Here is an 18,488-nt window from a genome sequence, read left to right on the forward strand (position 1 = left end):
CGATCGGCGCCACCCACCGCCGCGTGTACGGCCACGCCAAGCAGGGTGCCGAGGTCGGCCGCTTGAAGGGGCAGCGCACCTTGCACCCAATCCTGGCCACCTTCTCGACCCCGCCGGCCCGACCCGTGATCGGCGCCGTGCGCCTGCGTCGCGGCAAGGCCCCCGACGTCCGCGGCGCGGCGGGCTTCGTGGCCGAGGCCCTGGCCACCGGGAAAGACACGGGCGGCACCGGAATCCGCCTGGCCCACGCGGACCGCAAGTTCTACACGGCCGATGTGGCCGCCCCGGCCGCCGCGCCGACGCACGCTTCTCCCTGGCCACCGGCATGAACCCCTCCATCGCCGCCTCAATCGGCCGCATCGGCGAGAACACATGGAGGCCGATCCGCTACCCAGACGCCTTCGTCGACCCGGGCACCGGCACGCACTCTCCCTGGCCTCCAACGCGGCCATCAACGACGGCACCACGCCACCCCGCCCTCAACCGGCACCCGCCCCGCGGCGGGCTCACCCCGCCGACGCTAAGAACTTCGTCCTGCGTGGCGATCCGCCCAGCACTGCTCCCACGCTCGAGAAGGTGGAATGGGCAAACGGGAAAGCTCTCACCCGCCCACTGATCGGGGCGAAGAAGACGTATCAGTCGTTCACCCTCAACCGCAGTGACGGACCCCGGCTGACCGCGACTGGGCCCGCGTACCGGGGCCATGCAGTGGACGCCTGAGGACGCGATGCTCGTGAACCGCGCCCAGTTCGACAATTCCCACGAGACGCGCGACCGGATCCGGGAGCGCACCCCGGCCGTCCGGAAGATCCAGCACACCATCGAGTACCTCCACCTGGTCGGCCGTTGCCACGGGTTCGTGGCCACCCTGGGCAGGCTGGTCCCGCAGCTGTGCGGGCAGGAATTCCCCGAAGACGAGCGCGAGACAGTCCGCAGGCAGATCGGCCGGGTCCGCGCGGCGGCCGACTGGCTCGAAGGCGCCCTCGACAACGGCGAGTTCACCCTGGACGAGCAGCTCGTGCAGTTCCTCAAAGGCGAGGAGTAGCCGTGCCACGGCGCCGGGAGGCCCGGCCGCCGGCCGAGCACTACGGCGACCTGGTCCGCGTCGCCCTGATGGAAGCACGCCCCGCGGGCCTGCACACCTACCAGCTCATCGCCGCAACCCGCCTCACCCCCTCACAGGTCGGCCGCGGCATCCGACACGTCCGCGACGTCGTCGCCACGGAGAACCTGACGCCGATCACGTGGACCCGCCAGGACGGCTACCTGTTCTCCGACGACCCCGCCGACTGGATCGAGTACGACAAACGGCAGTGCCGTCAGATCCTCGGCCGGCTCACCCGGTGATCACGGGCACCTTTGGTGAGTCTGCGGTAGCAGATGAGGGTGCAGGCGATGCTGGTGAAGGCGAGGAAGCGGTCAGCCTTGCGCTCGTAGTAGACGGTCTCCCACAGGGTCCGCGGGCATAGCCCTCATGCCACCGGGCTGAGTGCCGCGTATTCCGCCGCGCTGAGACCACTTCGGCCGCGTGGGACCCGACATGATCCGGGCCGGATCGCCACCGATCTGGCCGTGATGCTGGCCGACGGCGGCGAGGCCATAGCGGATTTGGCCGTAGTGCGTGACCAGGCAGGAGTGTTCGGCCCCGTCGCCTCGACGCCGAACGGTTGCTGGTGCTCAGCCCCGAACTGGCCGACGTGCTCAGCGCGATCATCTGCCGGATCCGCGACGTTGGCGGCGCTGTCCCGCTAGTCCGCGCCCGGGACACCACGAACACGTCTGGATGCCGCCGGCCCGGCTGCTGTTCCAGCGCTGCGTCGCCGCCGAACCGCAGCGCATCGCCCGCGAGCGTGTCAGCGCATTGCTGGACAATGCCCTGTCTCGCACCGGCCTGGTCGCTCAGGCCGACGGCACCCCGCTGCACTACACCCCGCACGACTTCCGTCGAATCTTCATCACCGACGCCATCCTCAACGGCCTGCCCCGGCACATCGCCCAGGTAATCGCCGGGCATCAGGTCATATCCGTGACGATCGAATACAAGGCTGTCTATCCGGAGGAGACCCCAGGGCCCACCTGGCCTTCCTCGCCCGCCGCAGATCCTTGCGTCCCAGCAAGGAATACCGGACCCCCACCGACTCCGAGTGGCAGGAGTTCCTCAGCCACTTCGAGCGCCGAAAGGTCGCCACCGGGCTCTGCGGACGCGCTTTCTCGACCCCGTGTATTCATATGAGCACGCCTGCCTGCGATGTTCGATGCACTGGCCAGACCCTGACCAGCGCTGCCGCATCGAGGAGATCCGCGACAACCTCATCGCGCGCATCGCCGAGGCCGAGCGCGAGGGCTGGCTCGGCGAGGTCGAAGGCTTGCGCACCGGCCTGGCTGGCGCCAACGACAAGCTCGCCCAGGTCGACGCACTCGCCAAGAGAACAGTCGACCGCCGTCCAGCTCGGCATGCCGGGCTTCGGCCAGTCCGCAGGAACCGCAGAGGCGAGGAGACCGACGCCGTGACCGAAATCAGTGGCGAACGAAGATCAAAATGGAACCGAAAGTCCGGCCTCACGCAGCTTGGCCAGAGCGGCGGACATGCACTGCTGCACAGTTCTCCCATCAGCACGCATGCCATGCTCCAAGGGACCCCCACTGGCGGCGAACGTCCACGCTGGCGCATTGTCAGCCACCCTCTCGGCGTCCACCCTGACCACGGCGTTCACGCCCTGCTCGCCCAGCCATTACAGGATGAGTAGCGTCACGTCCTCGATGCCACGATCCTGGTCGATCTTTGGCCATCGGCCCCGGTTTCCTGTCATCGCCGCGACTCTACCGAGGTCCCCGCAGCAGTCGGGGGCGCCCAGCGGTCAAGCTCAGGTGATCAGTCCCCGTCTTCCCGAGCGACGATGAGCAGACGGAGCCCTTTCGAGGGTGTGTGGGAGGTATTGCGCGTCCTGCCCGTGAGCCCCACCGGTCACGGACGGGACGCGCCTGCCGTCCGGTGCACGCCCGCCGGTGCACGGCCCGCAGCCAAGCGAGGCAGGCGGATCACTACCAGTCCTGTCCTTGGGCCTTACAGGTGGCGTTGACTCGGAGAGCGCAGTCGGGCGTTTCACGCGCGGGCGCCCTCCGAGCCCTGATGTGTTCGGGGAACGCCGCGTCGGGTCAGTGTCTCGGTCGGTAGCGGGCCCGCGTTGCGTTCTAGGGGATGCCGTTGACCGTCTCGCATCTCCTGGCGATGTCGCCGTTGCCTGCTTCGCCATCGCAGTCGTCGGCGTTCGGTCCTCCATCGAGGCGGTCGTTGGCCGGGCCCGCCTGGAGCGTGTCGTCCCCCTTGCCGCCGTTGAGTCGGTCCCTGCCGCCCACGGTGCCAACGGTTTCGGTGACATCGAAGTCGGTGTTGTCGCCGAAGAGCGTGTCGTTGCCCCCACGGCCTTCGATCAGGTCGTGGCCAGCGGACGTGACGGTCGGGGCCGCAACGGCACTGTCACCGACAAGGGCTTCGTCCGCACTGCCGCCGATGATCCGGTCGTTCCCGGCACCGGTCGCACTCCCACCCGCGGGTTCGAGAATGTTGTGGTCCCCGATCGCGGCGAACCCGCCATCCGGACCCAGGTCGATCCGGTCGTCCCCACCGCTTCCGCGCGCGTCCCGGGTGGCCTCACTGTCGCCGACGATGAATTCGATCCCCGGGCCGCCACGAAGGACGTCGTCCCCGGCGCCGGTGGCGGATCCTTCGAGAGCCAGCGAATCACCGGTGAGGTGGTCGTCGTCTTCGCCCCCGTCCATGCGGTCGCAGCCTCCGCCGCTGGCGTTGCCGCCCGCGAAGCTGACACTGTCGCCGTACAAGCCGTCGTTGCCGTTGCCGCCGAAGATCTCGTCGTGCCCTCCGCCCGTGGCGCTCCCCCCATCCGTACTGGAGTCGCCCACGAGGTTGTCGTCGCCCTCGCCCCCGAACAAGCGATCATTGCCGCCGCCCACGACGTTGCCGCTGTCGGCCCTGAGGTCGCCACGGATGATGTCGTTGTCCGGGCCGCCGCCGATCTGATCGTTGCCGAGTCCGCCTAGCAGACGATCCTCTCCGGCGAGCCCGCAGATGCGGTCGTTGCCGCCCTTGCCGTCGATCCTGTCGGCGCCCGGTGAGCCGACGATGACGTCGTCACCCGGTGTCCCATTGATCGTCCCAGAACCCGTGATGGTTGCCGAGCGGCCAAAGCACGTGGGCAGGTCGGCTCCCCTGGCGCTCGTGGGGAGCCCCAGCGTGAGCAGTGCCGCGGTGACGAGGCCGGCAGTGAGCACCTGCCGGGATGCCGGACGAGGGGGTCTACGTCTCAGCGGTGGGTGGGGGCCGGGCGGCAAAGGCATGGGAACCTCCGACTGTTGGCTTGAGCGTCCAGTGCGGCGCTGTGGTGATGGATGGATCGAGCGCCCCCCGTGCCCTCAGGAGCGGTGTCGGTGACGGCTCTTCATGACCCATTTCGGACCGCATACAGCGGCTTGAGTGGGAACGACCCGCCCGCGTTCGAGTGAGAGAGCGGCGCGGCGCGGCGCGCGACCCAGTCGGTCTGCCCGACCGCGCCTTATCCGACGGCATCCCGATGCTGCCCCGGCCAGAACCTTGGTGCTTTCAAAACTTGGGTTCTGGCTCAGATTCCGTGACGTCGCCACGGTGAGTGGCGGTTGACCGTCGTGTCGGCCTTCGGAAAGTTGCCCGAAATTGATTAGTGGCGATCTCGAGTGGCTGACAGTTCGGGTCCCTGGAAGAGATTGGTGCTCCGGCTGGAGGAGCTGCTGTTCCCGTCGACAGCGGACGTGTCGGTGCTGGCGGTGGGCGTGAAGAACAAGACGGTACGGATCGAGGCCCGCAGTAGGGCGGGCGGCTCGGCCTGTCCGGGTTGCGGAAGCTGGTCCACCCGGGTCCACAGCTCTTACCCGCGGTTTCCGGCAGACGTGCCTAGCGCAGGACTGCGGGTGCTGTTCTGTCTGCGGGTCCGTCGGTTGATATGCCGGGTTGCTTCGTGCGGGCGGCGGACGTTCGTTGAGCAGGTGCCGGGCCTGACCGGCCGCTACAGCCGGTGGACCGAGCGCCTGCGATCGACGCGGCCAGCGGTGGGCCTCGCGCTCGCCGGCCCGGCGGGTGCACGGATGGCCGGCGTCTTCGGGGTGTCCGTCAGCCGCAGCACCGTGCTGCGGCTGGTCGAGGCACTGCCCGAACCGGACTTACCAGCACCCGGGTGGTCGGCGTCGATGAGTACGCGACTCGCAAGGGCCGTCATTACGGCACGGTGCTGGTCGACGTCGAGACGCGACGGCCCGTGGACCTGCTGCCGGACCGGGAGGCGTCGAGCCTGGCGGCTTGGCTGGCCGAGCGGCCAGGCATCGAGGTGGTCTGTCGGGACCGGGCGCCGTTCTTCGCCGAGGGCGCCACCGTTGGGGCGCCCCAAGGCGGTGCAGGTCGCTGATCGCTGGCACCTGTGGCACAACCTTGGCGAAGCCGCCGAGCGGTGCGTTGCAGACCACCGCGGCTGTTTACTGAACAGGGCGCCCGAGCCACCCGGGCAGGTCCAGGAGCCCGAAGAACCCACGGATACTCCTGGCTCCCCGTGGCCTACCGGCCACCGGTTCGCGGACCGGACACGAGCCAATCACGCCGCCGTTCACGCGCTGCTGGCCGTCGGCCACAGCCGCCGCGCAATCCAACGCCAGCTCGGCATGACCTACCGCACCGTCAAGCTCCTCGCTGACGCTGCCACCCCGAGAAGACCTCTTCCACGGCCAGTGGCAGGGTCGACCCTCGGTCTTGGATGAGTTCAAGCCCTATCTGGACGACCGCTGGAACCAGGGCTGCACCAACGCCTGGAAGGTATGGGAGGAGATCGTGCCACTCGGCTACACCGGCAGCTACCAGCGAGTTCGCGCCTACTTTCGCACCAAGCGCCTCTCGGCCGACCCGCTCCCCGCGTCCCCGCCATCGCTCCGCACTGTCGCCGACTGGATACTGCGGCACCCCGACTCCCTCACCGAGGCGGAACAGCTCCGCCTCAAGGCCGTCTTGGCCCACTGTCCCGAGCTGGATGCGTCACCGGACATGTCCGGTCCTTCCCGCCCAGATCCTCACCGAGCGCCAGGGCCACCGGCTCCCTGAGTGGCTCGACGTGGTCCGCCGAGACGACCTGCCCGGCCTCCACACCCTCGCCGCAGGCATCGACCGAGACCGCGACGCCGTCATCGCCGGCCTCACCCTGCCCTGGAACTCCGGCGTCGTCGAGGGACACGTCAACCGAATCAAGATGTTCAAGCGCCAGATGTTCGGACGCGCCGGCTTCCAACTCCTTCGGAAAAGGGTTCTCCTGGCGTGACTGGTGAGTGAGGCCGACAGGCGTTTCTCAGAGAGACAGTTCTACGATCTCAGTTCATGACGACTCCCGACTGCTACGCATGCAGCAAGGAAGCAGAGTTCGACGACCTTCCACCACGCGAGTGCGTGGTACATGACCAGCACTGGCGGGTGGCCCACGCCTTCAACACCGCAGTGCCTGGCTGGCTGGTGCTGCTGCCTCGGCGCCACGTTGCCGCGGTTCATGACCTCACCAACGCTGAGGCATCTGCCCTAGGAGTGTGGCAGGTCAAGCTCTCCCGGGCTCTCCGGAGCATGACTGGTTGCGCCAAGACCTACGTCGTCCAATTTGCCGAAGCCGAAGGCTTCGCGCACGTGCACTTCCACATCGTTCCGCGCATGGCAGATCTGCAACCAGAGCATCGTGGGCCGGGCATTTTCGAGCTGCTTCGGCGGCCAGAGCAGGAGCGAGTAATGGCTGACCAGGCAGACCAAATAGCCCACTCTCTCCGAGCTCAACTTCATGGGCACCCGAACGCTCAGTAAGCAGATCACGGAATCTGAGCCAGAACGAAAACTTGTGAACATCGCCCGACCGGGGATCGGGGGGCCTCCCAAATTCGTGAAGTTGTACGAGAGGAACAACAGGAGCTTGGCGACCCGTGACAGGGGGGACCGCCTGCTCGCTCCGTACACCGTCTCCGCAGCGTGCAGGCGGTCCATGCTCATTCGTCCGAGTGCGTAGGCGACTTGGAAGTGGGCTGCGGCGATTTGAGCGATGTCCGGGGTGATGAGTACCAGCCCGGCGCTGTTGTCCGCCAGGACGGTTACCCGCGTTTGCGCGGACACCCTTGCACCGGTCCAGTCACCGATCAGCGTGCCGGGCGCCCCACAGCCGCGCCGTGCCGTCCGGGAAGTCATCTCGCACGCACCCACGCTCCAGGAGGAACACCCTTCCCGTGGTGCTGCGGAAACACTCTTCCCCTCGCTTGTAGTGACTCAGCCTTGCTCGGTGCGCGATCTCACGGATGGCGACTTCCGGCAGGTCATGCTCTCCGAAGAGGGCCTCTGTGGACGTACGTACCGCCAGACGTACGCCACGACGGGTCGGGACGCGCACCACCCGGCGTCCGGCCTGTTCGGCGGACACTTCATACGCGCCCACCGTCATCACCGACCGGTCGGCGTCGACGCCGCGGTCGACGCCAACGACGGCGCTGCGGGCTGCTCCGAGGCAGATGCCGACGCGGCGGGCGGCATGGCAGGAGCCACGGTCTCGACCGGCGTGCGCTGCGGCTCGCTGAGCAGGGACACCATCGGGTTCAGCGCGCCGACCAAGGTCGCCAGGGCCACGAGCACGGCGACGACCCGGGCCGGCGTGCTGGACAGGCGACGGATCGCATAGCAGGCCGCGGTCAGCACCGCGAGGAAGATGAGCAGGATCGCGAGGTTCGCTTCCCTCGCGCGACACCATCCATTTCTGAGACAGGTCGTTGATCGCGGAGGGCTTCGGGTGGTAAGTCCGAAACCCCTGCCGCGTACACGGAATTGGGCACAGCCGCGCATCGCCAAAAGGGGCCGTACTTCACCGATTGCGCGCGTGATGGTGGAGCGGTCGACGCCGAACCAGCAGGCCAGTACGTCGTGAGTGGCACCGTGGCGAAGGTGCACGAGCGTGGCCAACAGGCGGTCGACGAACACCAGTTTGTGCTTCGCTCCGGCACCCACGGCTCGCTGCCGGGTCCGCGCCGCGAGTACGGCATGGTGCCGCTCGTGCCACAACGGGCCGATCTCAGCGACGAGTTCAGCGATCATCCCGGGCGTCAGCCCTGTGATCCGCCGGCTTCGGATGTTTACTGCACGCGCCCGATTTCCCACCACACAGACCAAGATCAACGATCACGGTCTCGATGCGCCACCGCCAACCATGCACGAACTCGTTAGGGCTCGCAGAGAATCAACATGCGGGTTTTGATCTTCTTCGGGGGGCGGCTGCCGTACTGGTCGAGGTGGGCCGCGGCCACGTCAGTCGGGGTGCGGAACCTGGCAGTTGAGGGGTGCCGTCAGGTGCTAGCTCAACCAATTCCACTGAATAGCCGGGGCTAACTCTGCGGGACGTCCTTGACGAACACGATGCCGTCGCTGTCCGCCAGGTGGGCCGGGTCAAGCGGGGCGTAGCCGAACCAGGGGGATACGCGGGGCGCGGGCCGCGTGTCGCCGAGGGCTGTGGCCAGCCGCGGGGCGTCGATGACGCAGCGGTCCTCCGGGAGCGCGTACAAGAGTCCTTCGACGGTGTTCGGCGGCGGCGTGTCCACTCCGCGGTGTCGGATTGTGCCGAGGGCCGTGGCCACGAAGGCGTAGTCGTCGCCGAGTTGGGCGTTCACCAGTGCACCGGCGCTCCACCACTCCACCGGTCCCTGCCACATCTGCATCGTGCTCTTCTCCCGTTGGAGATGGGAGTTGTGGGCGTGGATGAGTGCCCGGCCCTCAGCGGCGACGGCAAGGAGGTTGTGGGCCATGATCAAACCCCGCAGCGCGCACAGCCGCGTCATGCGGGCCGGTGAGGTGTCGGCCATCCAGTGGTGGTAGCGCAGCAGGCCGGTCGCGGTGCGCCCGTACAAGCGCGCCCGGTCCCAGTCGTCGCGCGGGGTCGTCGCGAGCAGGTGCGGCACCTGCTGGTCCAGCAGCGCCACCAGCTCGTCGGCGAGCAGCCGCAGCCGGGCGGCCTCGGCCGACTCCCCGACGGACTCGGATGGGTCCATCATCGCGGCGGGGTTGGTCCACTGGTCGTCGGTGCCGAGCAGGCGGTCGAGCGTTTCCGCGGTGCACGGGAGCAAGCCCGCGTCCACCCGGGCCGCGAGATAGCCGTGGAGTGCGGTGAGGGCCTGCCGGGGGCTCGCGGCGTGGGTGATCTCCAGCGGACCGTCGAAACCGGCGAAACGGAGCCGCTCGGACGCAGGACGGCCGTCGTTGTCGGCGCGGACGTTGTAGGCGCGCATCCCCCCGTGGGTGCGGTGGTAGGTCGCGGGGTGCCGCTCCGGCCGGCCCTGCTCAGCCCAGCAGGACCCGGCGGTCAGTCTGGGAATAGGCGTCGGTCGTGCCCACGTAGGTCTGACCGTTCTCCACGCCTGCCAGCCCTGCCAGCGCCCGAGCCTGGTGTGGTGTGTGACGGCCAGTCGGACGGCGGTCGCGATCGACCGGATTGACCTGGCAGTGTCCTGTTACGGCCGCGGACCGCGCGTCCGACCGCTCACGAGGGCGCTTCCGTCCCGGCCTGCTCGCTCACCACGTACCGCGCGTACCAGTCCGGCCAGTCCGGGTCCTCCGCGCCGATCCGCGCCTCGTGCTCACCGTGCGCCGCCGCGGCCCGCCGCAGGGCGCCCGCCAGGGCCTCGGCCGAGGCGAACGAGGTGGTCGCAGGATCCAGCCGTCCCGGAAGCCGTGTGGTGACCTCCTGCAGCAGCCAGCCGTTGCCGTCCGGGTCACTGAACGACAGGAAGGATCCATAACTGCCGCGTTGCGGATCAGGACCGGGCACCCGGGCGTCAGCGCCGGCGTGGTGGAACACGCCGCCGGCGTCGTGAAACACATCGCTCGGGTCGGCGCCGCGCCGTATCAGCTCGTCATGGGCGGCCTCGATGTCGTCGACGACCATGTGCAGGCCTCGAGCCGAGCCCGGGGCCTGATCGGTGACCGATCTGCCGAAGATGACCGACGCCGGGGAACCCGGAGGCGTCACCTGCACCACCCGGAAGTCCCCGTCAGGGGCGACGTCCGCGTCGAGCCTCCAGCCCAGCGCCGTGTAGAAGTCCTTGGCCCGGTCGACGTCGGTCACCGGCACCACGACGACCTCGAGTTTCATGTCCATGGCTTTCGCCTCCCGTCTCGGAGGGGATACCGGCGACGACCGGTTCCGCGGTGGCGCCGGGCTTGGAGGGCGCATCCCACGGCTCTCGAAACGCGTTGCGAGCGCCTCGCCTCACGCCCGGCGCGGCGGCGCCCTGTCACCCTGCCGAACGGGCTGTGCCGTGTTCCAGCGTAGACACGCGTTCGATCAGGCCGCATGTGGACACTCGCCCGCTTCTGCGCCGGCGGATCACGAAAGGCGCCGGACGAGGCGGTGCTGCCTGCGGAGCCCGCGCGCTCGACGGCCGATTGCGGCCCGGGCCGAGGGCAGTGGGCGGTCAGTGTGTGACGAGCTGCTGGCCGCCGTCGATGTCGTACGTGGCGCCAGTGAGGGCGCCGTTGGCCATGATGTGCGGTGCGAGGGCGGCGACATCCGCCGGTCCGACCACCTGCCCAATGGGCAGCGTCTTCCTCAACTCCTCGTGTTGTGGCTCGAGTTGGTCACCAAGGAGGGAGGCCGACAGCAGTGTGTCCACGAACCCGGCCGCGATGAGGTTGACCCGGACAGGGGCGACCTCCAGTGCCATGTTGGCGGTCAGCGCCGGCAGCGCCGCGGTGAGGACGCCCATCACGGCCGTCCCGGCCGCGGGCCGCCGGTGCCGCCGGTGCCGCCGGTGAACAGCAGCGTTCCCCCGGCCCTGACTTTGGCGGGTCGTTGTCGACCACGACCGCTTCCATCTGCAGGGCCGGCATAGACTGCCGGGCCAGGGCGTCCAGCAGGTTCCGCACGCTCTGAGTGTTGCCGCTGGCACTGACGACTACGGACATCAGCGGCGGTTCCCGGTCAGACATGGGCACTTCCTTCTCACTCGGGGGTGGGGATCGGGATGCCATTCATGTCACCGCCGACACCCCCTGGCCGGGAAGGAAAAGGCTGTTGCGGAGGTGTTGCGGACCGCGCGCCGAAGCTCTGCACAGCGGGCGCTCGACTGGCTACCGTGACGGAGCATCAGGGAGATCGCGTGCGGAGGGGCACCCGCGATGTCCGACCAGCTGTTACCTCACCCGCTGGCCGCTCTGCGCGCCGAACTCGGGCTGACCGGCGAGCAGTACCTGGACCGCCTCGCGACGTGCCCTTCGCCATCGGCCACGGCCGGATGGCCAAGGGCCGGCAGAAGGTCTCCCGCTGGGAGAACGACGTCAACTCCCCCGAGATGCCCGCGCCTCTTTATGCCGTCCGGGCGGGTGAGCTCGCGGCTCGAGCTGACGTTGGTTGGATGTTCAGGGCTTCCAGGTGCGGAGGAAGGCTGCGACCCGCGTAGCAGTGCAGCGGGGGTTGTTCAGCTCGTGCGCGAGTGCGGTGAGCTGCTCGCGGGTGGGGCTGACGGGGATATTGCTGGCCTCGAGGTACATGACGGCGACCGCGCACGCGACGGTGAGGTTGGAGCGCTCCAGCCAGCGGCAGCGGCCCAGGGTGTGCACGAGGGCGGCGGCGCGCGCGTAGGGCCCGTCATATACAGGTGTGTCGAGGAGCTCGCCGCGGTGGCGGGCGACGGCGGCAATGGGGACGCCGTAGTCGTCGGCTGCCGGGTCGCGGTGGCCAGCCCGTTCGGCGACTTCGAGGATCCAGGAATCGTCGATGTGCAGGATCACGCGGCGGCGCCCGGCTGCGGCTGGGTGTACGGCTGGTCGAGCTGCTGCTCCAGGTCGTCGAGGAAGGCGCCGTGCTGGTTGATGAGGCGCTGCGCGGCATCCATGCCGGCGGCGCGGGCACCGGTGGTGTCCTCGATGATCAACCGCTCGACGTACTTGTTGAAGTCCAATCGGCGGGCGGCCGCGGCAGCCTTGCCGGCCGCGAGCACGTCCTCGTCCAGCCGGACTTGTGTCTGCTTCTTCGTGGAAACCATACCCATAAGGTAGCAGGGTGGTAGGAGGAGGTTGGAGAAAACTGACGGACCGCGCTCATGCGGCCTGCGGGCCACGCACCCGTGTCTCCCGCGCAAGGCCGCGTGGCCCAGTGCCGCCACGGCCTCCCTACCTCTCGCCCACCGGCCGGCCAGCGGTCGGGCAAGGCGGTGGCGGCCGACCGGAAGGCAGCGATCATTCCTGCTCCTGGCCCCGCGCCGAGCGCACCACCCTCGCGCACCGCCACAAGCCATGGACGAACGATCTCGCCCGGGGCATCGCGGCCTGCACCACGAATCAGGAGCGCGCCCGCCTGGTCGCCAAGTCTCTGCACGCCCGTGGCTCTCAGGCGCTGGACTTCACGGGGGCGTCCACGAAGTACACCGACCGGCCCGCTGCCCAGCGCAAGACCGACCTGGCCCAGGGTTCACGCCCAGTCCTGGGCGACGTCAGCGGCGCCTTCCGGATCGCGCTGCGGCGGCTGTACCGCACCAGGAACATCATCTTGCACGGCGGAGCCACCCAAGGGGTGGCTCCGGAGGCCTCGCTGCGCACCGCCGCACCGCCGCACCGCTGGTCGGCGCGGGCCTGGACCGCATCGTGCACGCCGAGTACGCCGAGACCTCGACCCTCTCGATCTCGCTGCTCGTGCCGAAGTCGCTCTCGGCCTCGTCAACGGCGAAACCGGGCTCTCCGTCGTCGACCTACTGGAACCCGTCTGACCGACAGGCACTGGCGGTGGTGCGCTGCAGCATCCCCGTGTGCTGCTACTACGAGCCCTCGCTTTTGCTCAACGGTGAGGTCGCGTCGGAGAACGGTGACGGCCGCTCGTGGCGTACGGCCACGGGATGCCGTACGCCCATCCGGCCGTAGGCTGCCCCTAGGAAGAAGCGTGAGGGCATCCGGCGAACTCCCGGGTGAGAGGCCTAGCTACTGAACTTGGCTCTGCGGTTTGGGCGAGGACCCGAGCCTGGAGGGCCCCGAGGAGGAGAGGTGGGCGGCCAGGGCGACGCGGAGATGGAGCATGGTGGCCAGAACCTGTTCGGGGAAGGCGAGCCGGGGCGGGCGGCCGCGCCGGGCGTCGCCGGCGAGGCCGCCCTCTCCCGGCGCGATCAGCGGGCCGCATCAAGCGGCGGGTTCCGCGATGCCGGGAGGAGCGACCCCATCAGGTCACGTGTGCGTCACTGTGACTCCGTACAGGGCGACCTCTCCGTAGTTCGAGTTGTCGCACGGCGAGGAGTTGGTGCAGTTCGCCTGGGTGTAGTCGCCCGCCTTGAAGTAGCCGCTGCTGAAGGCGGCGTTGACGGTCGCCTTGAGAGCGCCGTTGTAGTAGACGTCGACCTTCCCGTCGTGGGCCACGAACTTGCCCTGGAAGCGGGTGCCGAGCTGGTAGCTGGAGGTCACCAGCTTGTAGTGCGTGGTGTTGTACGAGGTGACGTACAGCGAGGTCCCTTCGAGACGGAACGAGGTGACGTCGCTCGTCGAGTCATGTATCTGCCCCGCCATCACGTGTGGTTTGGTCTTGGGGAGGTGGGTGATCGCCTGGTCGACGACCATGGTGTGGGTGCCCGACGTGGACGGCCAGCTCTTGGTCGCCGAGCCGTTCGCGGTCATCTCGCGCAGTTCTGACCGCGGGTATCCGGTGTTGCTGGTGGTGGCGCCGTTGACCGCGGCCCGCAGCAGGATCGCGTTGCAGCTCGAAGTGGTCGTGAACCAGGGAGTGTTGTTGTAGGTCTTCAGAGCGGGCTGCGTGATCTCCACGGGAGAGCCGGAGCTGGTGGGGGTGGGCAGCTGCAGCTTCCAGCCGGTGCTCAGGCCGATGGCCGCCGCCGGTGCGGGGCAGGCGGCGGCCCCTGTCGAATCGGCCGACGCACTCTGTACCGAAGCCAGCACGCCGACGGCGAGCGCGGGCGCTGCGAGCAGGTGGAGAGCCCGGCGGTGAGAACTGTGCGAGGGCGATTGACTGTTCATGAACGGCTCCTTCATGTCTGGACCACGACGGGCCCGTGGGGGGACTTGAACGGTCGGACATGCCCGCCGCGGCTCAGCAGGCGAGTTCTCGTACGATCCCTTCGTCGATGCCGATACCGAGGCCGGGGCCGGCGGGCACCTCGGCCACCCCTGCGCGCACCTGGATGACGGAGCCGGTGGCGTAGGGAGACTGCAGGAACTGCCGGCCGTTGAGGTCGGCGGGGGCGATGAGGTCGTGGGCCGCGAACAGGTGCAATGACGCGGCGAGGCCGATGTCGGATTCGGTCAGCCCCGACCCCATCAGCGACACACCGCAGTCCTCGGCCAGCTGGCACTGGCGCAGCGCGAGGGTGAGCCCGGCGCAGCGCTGCACCTTGGCCACGGCGATGCCGATGGCGCCCCTGCGGACGAACGATGCCAGGTCGGTGGGGTGCCGCAGGCTCTCGTCCACGGCGATCGGGACCGGGCTGAGGTCGCGCAGTCGGCGGAGTCCTTCGATGTCGTTGGCGGGTAGGGGTTGTTCCAGCGCCGCGATGTCGAGCGGTGCGAGCCGGCGGGCGAGGAGTAGGACGGAGTCCTGGGTGCCGGCCTGGTTGGCGTCGACGATCAGGCGGGCGTCGGGGGCGGCCTCACGTACGGCCGCCACTCGGGCGACTTCCCCGGCCTCTTCCTGTCCGGGCGTGAGCCCCGTTTTGATCTTGAAGTGGCGATACCCGTGGGCCTGTCCCTCGGCGACGGATTCGGCGAGGGCGCCCGCATCGGCTCCGGTGGCGATCCAGCAGAGTTCGACCGTGTCGTGGCGGCGCCTGCCCCACAGCTCGCCGAGGCTCACGCCGCGGGAGCGCGCGAGTGCGTCGTGCCACGCGACGTCCAGGGCGGCGCGGGCCAGCGGCATCCCGGTGGACCAGCCGCGCCGGATCACGCGATCGCAGGCCCGCACCAGCCCGTCGAGGTCCCACAACGGCAGGCCGGTCGCGGCGGGCGCAAGGTAGTGCGTCAGGGTCGACACGATGGACTCGGTGGTCTCATACGTCCAGGAAGGGATCGGTGTCGCCTCGCCCCACCCGATGCTTCCGTCCGACGCCGTGACCTTGACGAGTACGCGGATGGCGGGTCGCCCCCGGGTGGTCACGCCGCCGCCCGCGACCGCGAAGTCCCGCAACGTCGGCAGGGCGACCGTGAACGTCTCCACGCGCTCGACGGTCACTGCCGCCGAGGTGTCGGGGGATGCCGTCAGAACCATAGCGACTTGTCCACCACGTTGATCAACGGCCGCCCGTCGGCGAACCGCTGTGCGTTCTCCGCGAGCACCTCGAACCGGCGCTCCGCGGCGTGCGGTCCTGCCCCGGCCACATGCGGGGTGATCAGTGCTCTGGGATGGCGCCAGAGCGGATGGTCCGGCGGCAACGGCTCCAGTTCCATGACGTCGAGGGCGGCGCCCCGCAGGCGCCCGGCGTCCAGGGCCGCGACGAGGTCGTCGAGGCGGATGGTGGGGCCGCGGCCCACGTTGACGAGACAGGCTCCGTCTTTCATCGCCGCCAGACGGCCGGCGTCCATCAACCCCTGCGTCTCAGGGGTGTGAGGCACGGTCAGGATCACGATGTCCGCCTGGGGAAGTGCGCGATCCAGATGACCGGTCGGAAGCACCCGGAGGAAACCGGGCGGTGCCGCGGTGACCCGGGGATCGACGCCTTCCACACGGGTGCCGAACGCGGCGAGCAGTCGTCCGGTCTCGGCGCCGATCGCACCCGTACCGACGATGAGCGCGCGCGCCTCGCTGAGGGGAACGACCGCTCCGTCCGACCAGTCCGGTGCCCAGTTGCCGGCGGCCTGCTCGCGCACATAGCGGGGCAGTTGCCTGGCGAGGGCCAGGACCAACGCCATCGTGTGCGCGGCGACATGATCGGTGTAGGTGTCCCGCATGTTCGTCACCTCGACCGGATGACGTACGAGCGCGGGGTGGTAGAAACCCGGAGGAGGGCCCGCCTGCGGAGCTTGCAGCCAGCGCAACCGGTCTGCTGAGCCGAGGAGTTCGGGCGTGAGCGTGCCGTACGCGGCATCGGCGCGGACCAGCGCGGCATCGACGTCCTCCGGACCCTGGGGGCAGAGCACCTCGATCCCCGGTACGGCCTCGACGAGCCGGTCGGGCCAGGGTCCGGTTTCCCCCGGCAGGGGCGGGACCATGACGAGTGTGAAGGCGGCTGTGGTCATGCGGCATGCTCCATCGACGCGGCGGCCACCTCGTGACGCAGCGGGCGCCCGGCGACGTACCTGGCCAGGTCCTCGGCCATGGCCCGGCCCAGTAGGCGCCGTTCCGGGCCGAGGCTGCCGGCCAGATGCGGGGTGACCACCACGTTGTCCAGTTCGAACAGCGGTGAGCCGGGGTGGGGCGGCTCGGGATCGGTGACGTCGAGCACGGCGAACAGGTCGGATCGTTCTCCGAGCACGGTCACCAGCGCGGACTCGTCGACAAGGCCGCCACGCGCGGTGTTGACCAGCGTGGCGTCGGGGCGCATGGAGCGCAGCAGCCGTGCGTCGACCATGGCGCGGGTGTCGTCCAGCAGCGGGGCGTGCAGGCTCACGACATCGCTCTGGGCGAATACGCCGTCCAGCGTGGTCAGTTCGACGCCCAGTGCACGGGCGTCGGCGTCGGACACATAGGGGTCGTGGGCCAGCACGCGCACGCCGTGCCTGGTCAGGAGCCGTGCGGTGGCACGCCCGGTGGCGCCGAGTGAGACCAGGCCGACGGTTGCCCCCGCGGTGCCGAGCTCGCCTCGGCGGACAGCCGCCGTCCGGGCACGCCGCGCGGTCAGGACATAGCGCCAGCCGTGCTTGAGCGCGTAGAGGATCTGGGAGAGCGCGAAGTCCGCCACCTTGTCGGCGATCAGCGAGCCGGCGGAGGTGACCTGCACTCCGCGCGCCCAGGACTCCTCGGTCACCAGGGGGCGTACCGACCCGGCGGCGTACAGAACGAGAGCGAGCCGCGGCGCGCTGTCAAGCAACTCGGCCGTGAGCCGAGGCGCGCCCCAACCGGTGACGAGCACATCGACTCCTGCCAGCGTGTCCGCGGACAGGTCCGCCGCGGCACACAGGGGCTGCTTGATGGTCAAGTGGCTCTCGATCGCGGTGCGTTCAGCTGTTCCGTAGACGTCGTCGAAGCGCGCCGGATCCATCACGTACAGTCCGGTGAGTGGCTCGTTCGTCATGCTGCTCCCTCCGTTGTCCGGGTATCTGCTGCCGTAATGGCTCGCACTGCTTCCTGCGCGTTGGCCATCCGCAGTGCCCGTAGTCGCGCAGGTGAGGACAGGCCCGCGTGGTAGTAGCGAACCTGCCGCGCTCCTGCGGCCAGCAGCCGTGCCACCCGCCTGGCGAGATCGGCGGGGTGCTCCTCCAGCACGGACACATTGGCGATCACCGGCCGTACGCCTGCCCGCACCGCTGCTTCGACGCGGGCCACTGCCCGGTTCTCGTCGTCCCAGCACTTGAGGACGACGGCAGTGGCCCGGCCGCCGAAGTGGCCCAGGTCGAGTCCGCTGTCAGGTCCGGTGGTCTGCGGGTCGCCGTCCGCCATCAGGAGCAGCTCCCGGCCGGGCGCCACCGCCGCCACCTGCCGTGTCAGGTCCTCGATCACGAACTGGCGGTGACACAGGAGAGCTTGTGCGGCCCGTTCACCGAGTGACTCGGCGAGCGTGTCCGGTGCGCGTACGCCGTCGCGCATCTCCGCGTCGACGGTGCGGCGCACCGTCTGTGCGACGTCGGCGGGGTCCCCTCCGAAGGCCTCGAGCCCCTTGCGGCAAGCGGCGCACAGGCATACCGACAGCAGATCGCGGCAGCCTCTGCTCAGGTCGGCGCCCGCGGTCTTCTCATGGTGGCTGCCGTGCTCGAAGCCCAGCCAGCCGCAGGCCTCCAGCATCAGCGTCGGTACTTCGGCGGCGTCGTAGCGTTCGCAGAAGGTGTGGACCAACTGTATTGCGTATGCGACCACTTCGGGCTGTGCCGGGCACAGGGCGTACCCGTATCGCTCGTCGAACGCGTTGCGCACGGTCAGATCGGGTGCGCGCTCCCCCGCCGCGGTGCTGTGGGTGAGTACCAGCCAGGCTTCGACGCGCAGCCCTTGACTCCGCAGGGCCCTGGCCGCCGTGCCGAACCGGTCCGGTGCGTCAACAGCCCAGCCGGGCGGAGAAGGTCTCAGACGCGTGCCGCGCCACTGGTGCGGATCGAGCGGGAAGTACGCGGCGGCGTGGGTGGCATGCACCGTGCGGTGGACGGGGTGGTACGGCGTCATGGCGCGCACTGAGTGGTAGGCAGCCTGCAGGACCACTGCGCCTACGCCGAGTGAGGCTATGCGTTCGGCCGCGGCGGGGTCGCCCACAAGGTCCCAGGTGTAGGCGAAGGCGCCGCTGAGATCGACGGAGCCGGGCGGCTCGGTTGTCACGTG

20 protein-coding genes and 5 pseudogenes are annotated in these 18,488 nt (G+C 69.3%); 12 read left to right on the forward strand and 13 right to left on the reverse strand.

Annotation, left to right across the window (positions count from 1 at the left end; translation table 11 throughout):
- Nucleotides 1–23: 23 nt before the first annotated feature.
- From AB0D27_RS26045 to AB0D27_RS26070, 6 genes and pseudogenes are all read left to right on the forward strand, one after another.
- Nucleotides 24–329 (forward strand): hypothetical protein, encoded by a 306-nt coding sequence (locus AB0D27_RS26045; RefSeq protein ID WP_362513285.1) that lies wholly within the window; start codon nt 24–26, stop codon nt 327–329.
- Between the two features lie 374 nt (nt 330–703).
- The gene (locus AB0D27_RS26050) at nt 704–1,045 is read left to right on the forward strand and encodes a DUF6192 family protein (RefSeq protein ID WP_362513288.1); all 342 of its coding nucleotides are present in this window, start codon (nt 704–706) and stop codon (nt 1,043–1,045) included.
- A 2-nt stretch (nt 1,046–1,047) separates the two neighbouring features.
- On the forward strand, nt 1,048–1,347 hold the full coding sequence (locus AB0D27_RS26055; protein ID WP_362513291.1) for a hypothetical protein: 300 nt from the start codon (nt 1,048–1,050) through the stop codon (nt 1,345–1,347).
- A gap of 129 nt (nt 1,348–1,476) precedes the next feature.
- Nucleotides 1,477–1,662: pseudogene (locus AB0D27_RS26060) on the forward strand (IS1380 family transposase); the annotation flags it as partial.
- 121 nt (nt 1,663–1,783) lie between these two features.
- Nucleotides 1,784–2,233, forward strand: a complete 450-nt coding sequence (locus AB0D27_RS26065; RefSeq protein ID WP_362513293.1) for a tyrosine-type recombinase/integrase — start codon at nt 1,784–1,786, stop codon at nt 2,231–2,233.
- 22 nt (nt 2,234–2,255) lie between these two features.
- Nucleotides 2,256–2,747 (forward strand): hypothetical protein, encoded by a 492-nt coding sequence (locus tag AB0D27_RS26070; protein WP_362513296.1) that lies wholly within the window; start codon nt 2,256–2,258, stop codon nt 2,745–2,747.
- Between the two features lie 445 nt (nt 2,748–3,192).
- On the opposite strand, the gene AB0D27_RS26075 is transcribed toward AB0D27_RS26070, so the two are convergent.
- Nucleotides 3,193–4,290, reverse strand: a complete 1,098-nt coding sequence (locus AB0D27_RS26075; RefSeq protein ID WP_362513298.1) for a calcium-binding protein — start codon at nt 4,288–4,290, stop codon at nt 3,193–3,195.
- Nucleotides 4,291–4,824: 534 nt separating this feature from the next.
- On the opposite strand from AB0D27_RS26075, the pseudogene AB0D27_RS26080 reads away from it, so the two are divergent.
- From AB0D27_RS26080 to AB0D27_RS26100, 5 genes and pseudogenes are all read left to right on the forward strand, one after another.
- Nucleotides 4,825–4,941 (forward strand): annotated as a pseudogene (locus AB0D27_RS26080) (hypothetical protein); the annotation flags it as partial.
- A 284-nt stretch (nt 4,942–5,225) separates the two neighbouring features.
- Complete coding sequence (locus AB0D27_RS26085) at nt 5,226–5,453, forward strand: transposase (RefSeq protein WP_362513301.1); 228 nt, start codon at nt 5,226–5,228, stop codon at nt 5,451–5,453.
- A gap of 338 nt (nt 5,454–5,791) precedes the next feature.
- A complete protein-coding gene (locus AB0D27_RS26090) occupies nt 5,792–6,136 on the forward strand; it encodes a hypothetical protein (protein WP_362513377.1) in 345 nt (114 codons plus the stop codon).
- Nucleotides 6,066–6,350: a transposase gene (locus AB0D27_RS26095; RefSeq protein ID WP_362513304.1), complete on the forward strand. Its 285-nt coding sequence runs from the start codon at nt 6,066–6,068 to the stop codon at nt 6,348–6,350. Before AB0D27_RS26090 ends, AB0D27_RS26095 begins: the two co-directional genes overlap by 71 nt.
- 56 nt (nt 6,351–6,406) lie before the next feature.
- A complete protein-coding gene (locus AB0D27_RS26100) occupies nt 6,407–6,874 on the forward strand; it encodes an HIT domain-containing protein (protein ID WP_362513307.1) in 468 nt (155 codons plus the stop codon).
- 1,005 nt (nt 6,875–7,879) lie between these two features.
- On the opposite strand, the pseudogene AB0D27_RS26105 reads toward AB0D27_RS26100, so the two are convergent.
- The 6 genes and pseudogenes from AB0D27_RS26105 to AB0D27_RS26130 all read right to left on the reverse strand — a co-directional run.
- Nucleotides 7,880–8,143 (reverse strand): annotated as a pseudogene (locus AB0D27_RS26105) (transposase family protein); the annotation flags it as partial.
- Between the two features lie 287 nt (nt 8,144–8,430).
- Nucleotides 8,431–9,312, reverse strand: a pseudogene (locus tag AB0D27_RS26110) (erythromycin esterase family protein); the annotation flags it as partial.
- Nucleotides 9,313–9,578: 266 nt separating this feature from the next.
- On the reverse strand, nt 9,579–10,196 hold the full coding sequence (locus tag AB0D27_RS26115; protein ID WP_362513310.1) for a VOC family protein: 618 nt from the start codon (nt 10,194–10,196) through the stop codon (nt 9,579–9,581).
- 316 nt (nt 10,197–10,512) lie between these two features.
- Nucleotides 10,513–10,803, reverse strand: coding sequence for an SDR family oxidoreductase (locus AB0D27_RS26120; RefSeq protein WP_362513313.1), 291 nt, complete (start codon nt 10,801–10,803; stop codon nt 10,513–10,515).
- A gap of 652 nt (nt 10,804–11,455) precedes the next feature.
- Complete coding sequence (locus tag AB0D27_RS26125) at nt 11,456–11,827, reverse strand: fic family toxin-antitoxin system, toxin component (RefSeq protein WP_362513316.1); 372 nt, start codon at nt 11,825–11,827, stop codon at nt 11,456–11,458.
- A complete protein-coding gene (locus AB0D27_RS26130) occupies nt 11,824–12,081 on the reverse strand; it encodes a hypothetical protein (RefSeq protein ID WP_362513319.1) in 258 nt (85 codons plus the stop codon). Before AB0D27_RS26130 ends, AB0D27_RS26125 begins: the two co-directional genes overlap by 4 nt.
- 598 nt (nt 12,082–12,679) lie before the next feature.
- Here AB0D27_RS26130 and AB0D27_RS26135 point away from each other — a divergent pair.
- Nucleotides 12,680–12,952, forward strand: a complete 273-nt coding sequence (locus AB0D27_RS26135; protein WP_362513322.1) for a hypothetical protein — start codon at nt 12,680–12,682, stop codon at nt 12,950–12,952.
- A gap of 7 nt (nt 12,953–12,959) precedes the next feature.
- Here the strand turns inward: AB0D27_RS26135 and AB0D27_RS26140 are convergent.
- From AB0D27_RS26140 to AB0D27_RS26165, 6 genes and pseudogenes are all read right to left on the reverse strand, one after another.
- Nucleotides 12,960–13,165, reverse strand: a pseudogene (locus AB0D27_RS26140) (hypothetical protein); the annotation flags it as partial.
- An 84-nt stretch (nt 13,166–13,249) separates the two neighbouring features.
- Nucleotides 13,250–14,050: a polysaccharide lyase family 7 protein gene (locus AB0D27_RS26145; protein WP_362513325.1), complete on the reverse strand. Its 801-nt coding sequence runs from the start codon at nt 14,048–14,050 to the stop codon at nt 13,250–13,252.
- Between the two features lie 73 nt (nt 14,051–14,123).
- On the reverse strand, nt 14,124–15,293 hold the full coding sequence (locus tag AB0D27_RS26150; RefSeq protein WP_362513326.1) for an enolase C-terminal domain-like protein: 1,170 nt from the start codon (nt 15,291–15,293) through the stop codon (nt 14,124–14,126).
- Nucleotides 15,284–16,261: a D-2-hydroxyacid dehydrogenase gene (locus AB0D27_RS26155; protein WP_362513329.1), complete on the reverse strand. Its 978-nt coding sequence runs from the start codon at nt 16,259–16,261 to the stop codon at nt 15,284–15,286. Before AB0D27_RS26155 ends, AB0D27_RS26150 begins: the two co-directional genes overlap by 10 nt.
- Entirely contained in the window at nt 16,258–17,256 is a 999-nt protein-coding gene (locus AB0D27_RS26160) for a hydroxyacid dehydrogenase (protein WP_362513332.1), read from the reverse strand. The genes AB0D27_RS26155 and AB0D27_RS26160 overlap by 4 nt, the downstream gene beginning before the upstream one ends.
- Nucleotides 17,253–18,485 carry a hypothetical protein gene (locus AB0D27_RS26165; RefSeq protein ID WP_362513335.1) on the reverse strand — a complete coding sequence of 411 codons (1,233 nt, stop codon included), beginning with the start codon at nt 18,483–18,485 and terminating at the stop codon, nt 17,253–17,255. Before AB0D27_RS26165 ends, AB0D27_RS26160 begins: the two co-directional genes overlap by 4 nt.
- Nucleotides 18,486–18,488 lie beyond the last annotated feature (3 nt).

It is taken from the genome of Streptomyces sp. NPDC048415 (assembly GCF_040651675.1).
Lineage (GTDB): Bacteria > Actinomycetota > Actinomycetes > Streptomycetales > Streptomycetaceae > Streptomyces.

Excerpts from the sequence above, each read along its gene's own strand:
- AB0D27_RS26120 (WP_362513313.1), bottom strand. The coding sequence starts at position 10,803 with ATGGGCGTCCTCACCGCGGCGCTGCCGGCGCTGACCGCCAACATGGCA.
- AB0D27_RS26150 (WP_362513326.1), bottom strand. The coding sequence starts at position 15,293 with ATGGTTCTGACGGCATCCCCCGACACCTCGGCGGCAGTGACCGTCGAG.
- AB0D27_RS26070 (WP_362513296.1), top strand. The coding sequence starts at position 2,256 with ATGCACTGGCCAGACCCTGACCAGCGCTGCCGCATCGAGGAGATCCGC.
- AB0D27_RS26155 (WP_362513329.1), bottom strand. The coding sequence starts at position 16,261 with ATGACCACAGCCGCCTTCACACTCGTCATGGTCCCGCCCCTGCCGGGG.
- AB0D27_RS26050 (WP_362513288.1), top strand. The coding sequence starts at position 704 with ATGCAGTGGACGCCTGAGGACGCGATGCTCGTGAACCGCGCCCAGTTC.
- AB0D27_RS26115 (WP_362513310.1), bottom strand. The coding sequence starts at position 10,196 with ATGGACATGAAACTCGAGGTCGTCGTGGTGCCGGTGACCGACGTCGAC.
- AB0D27_RS26130 (WP_362513319.1), bottom strand. The coding sequence starts at position 12,081 with ATGGTTTCCACGAAGAAGCAGACACAAGTCCGGCTGGACGAGGACGTG.
- AB0D27_RS26160 (WP_362513332.1), bottom strand. The coding sequence starts at position 17,256 with ATGACGAACGAGCCACTCACCGGACTGTACGTGATGGATCCGGCGCGC.
- AB0D27_RS26095 (WP_362513304.1), top strand. The coding sequence starts at position 6,066 with ATGCGTCACCGGACATGTCCGGTCCTTCCCGCCCAGATCCTCACCGAG.
- AB0D27_RS26065 (WP_362513293.1), top strand. The coding sequence starts at position 1,784 with ATGCCGCCGGCCCGGCTGCTGTTCCAGCGCTGCGTCGCCGCCGAACCG.
- AB0D27_RS26100 (WP_362513307.1), top strand. The coding sequence starts at position 6,407 with ATGACGACTCCCGACTGCTACGCATGCAGCAAGGAAGCAGAGTTCGAC.
- AB0D27_RS26145 (WP_362513325.1), bottom strand. The coding sequence starts at position 14,050 with ATGAACAGTCAATCGCCCTCGCACAGTTCTCACCGCCGGGCTCTCCAC.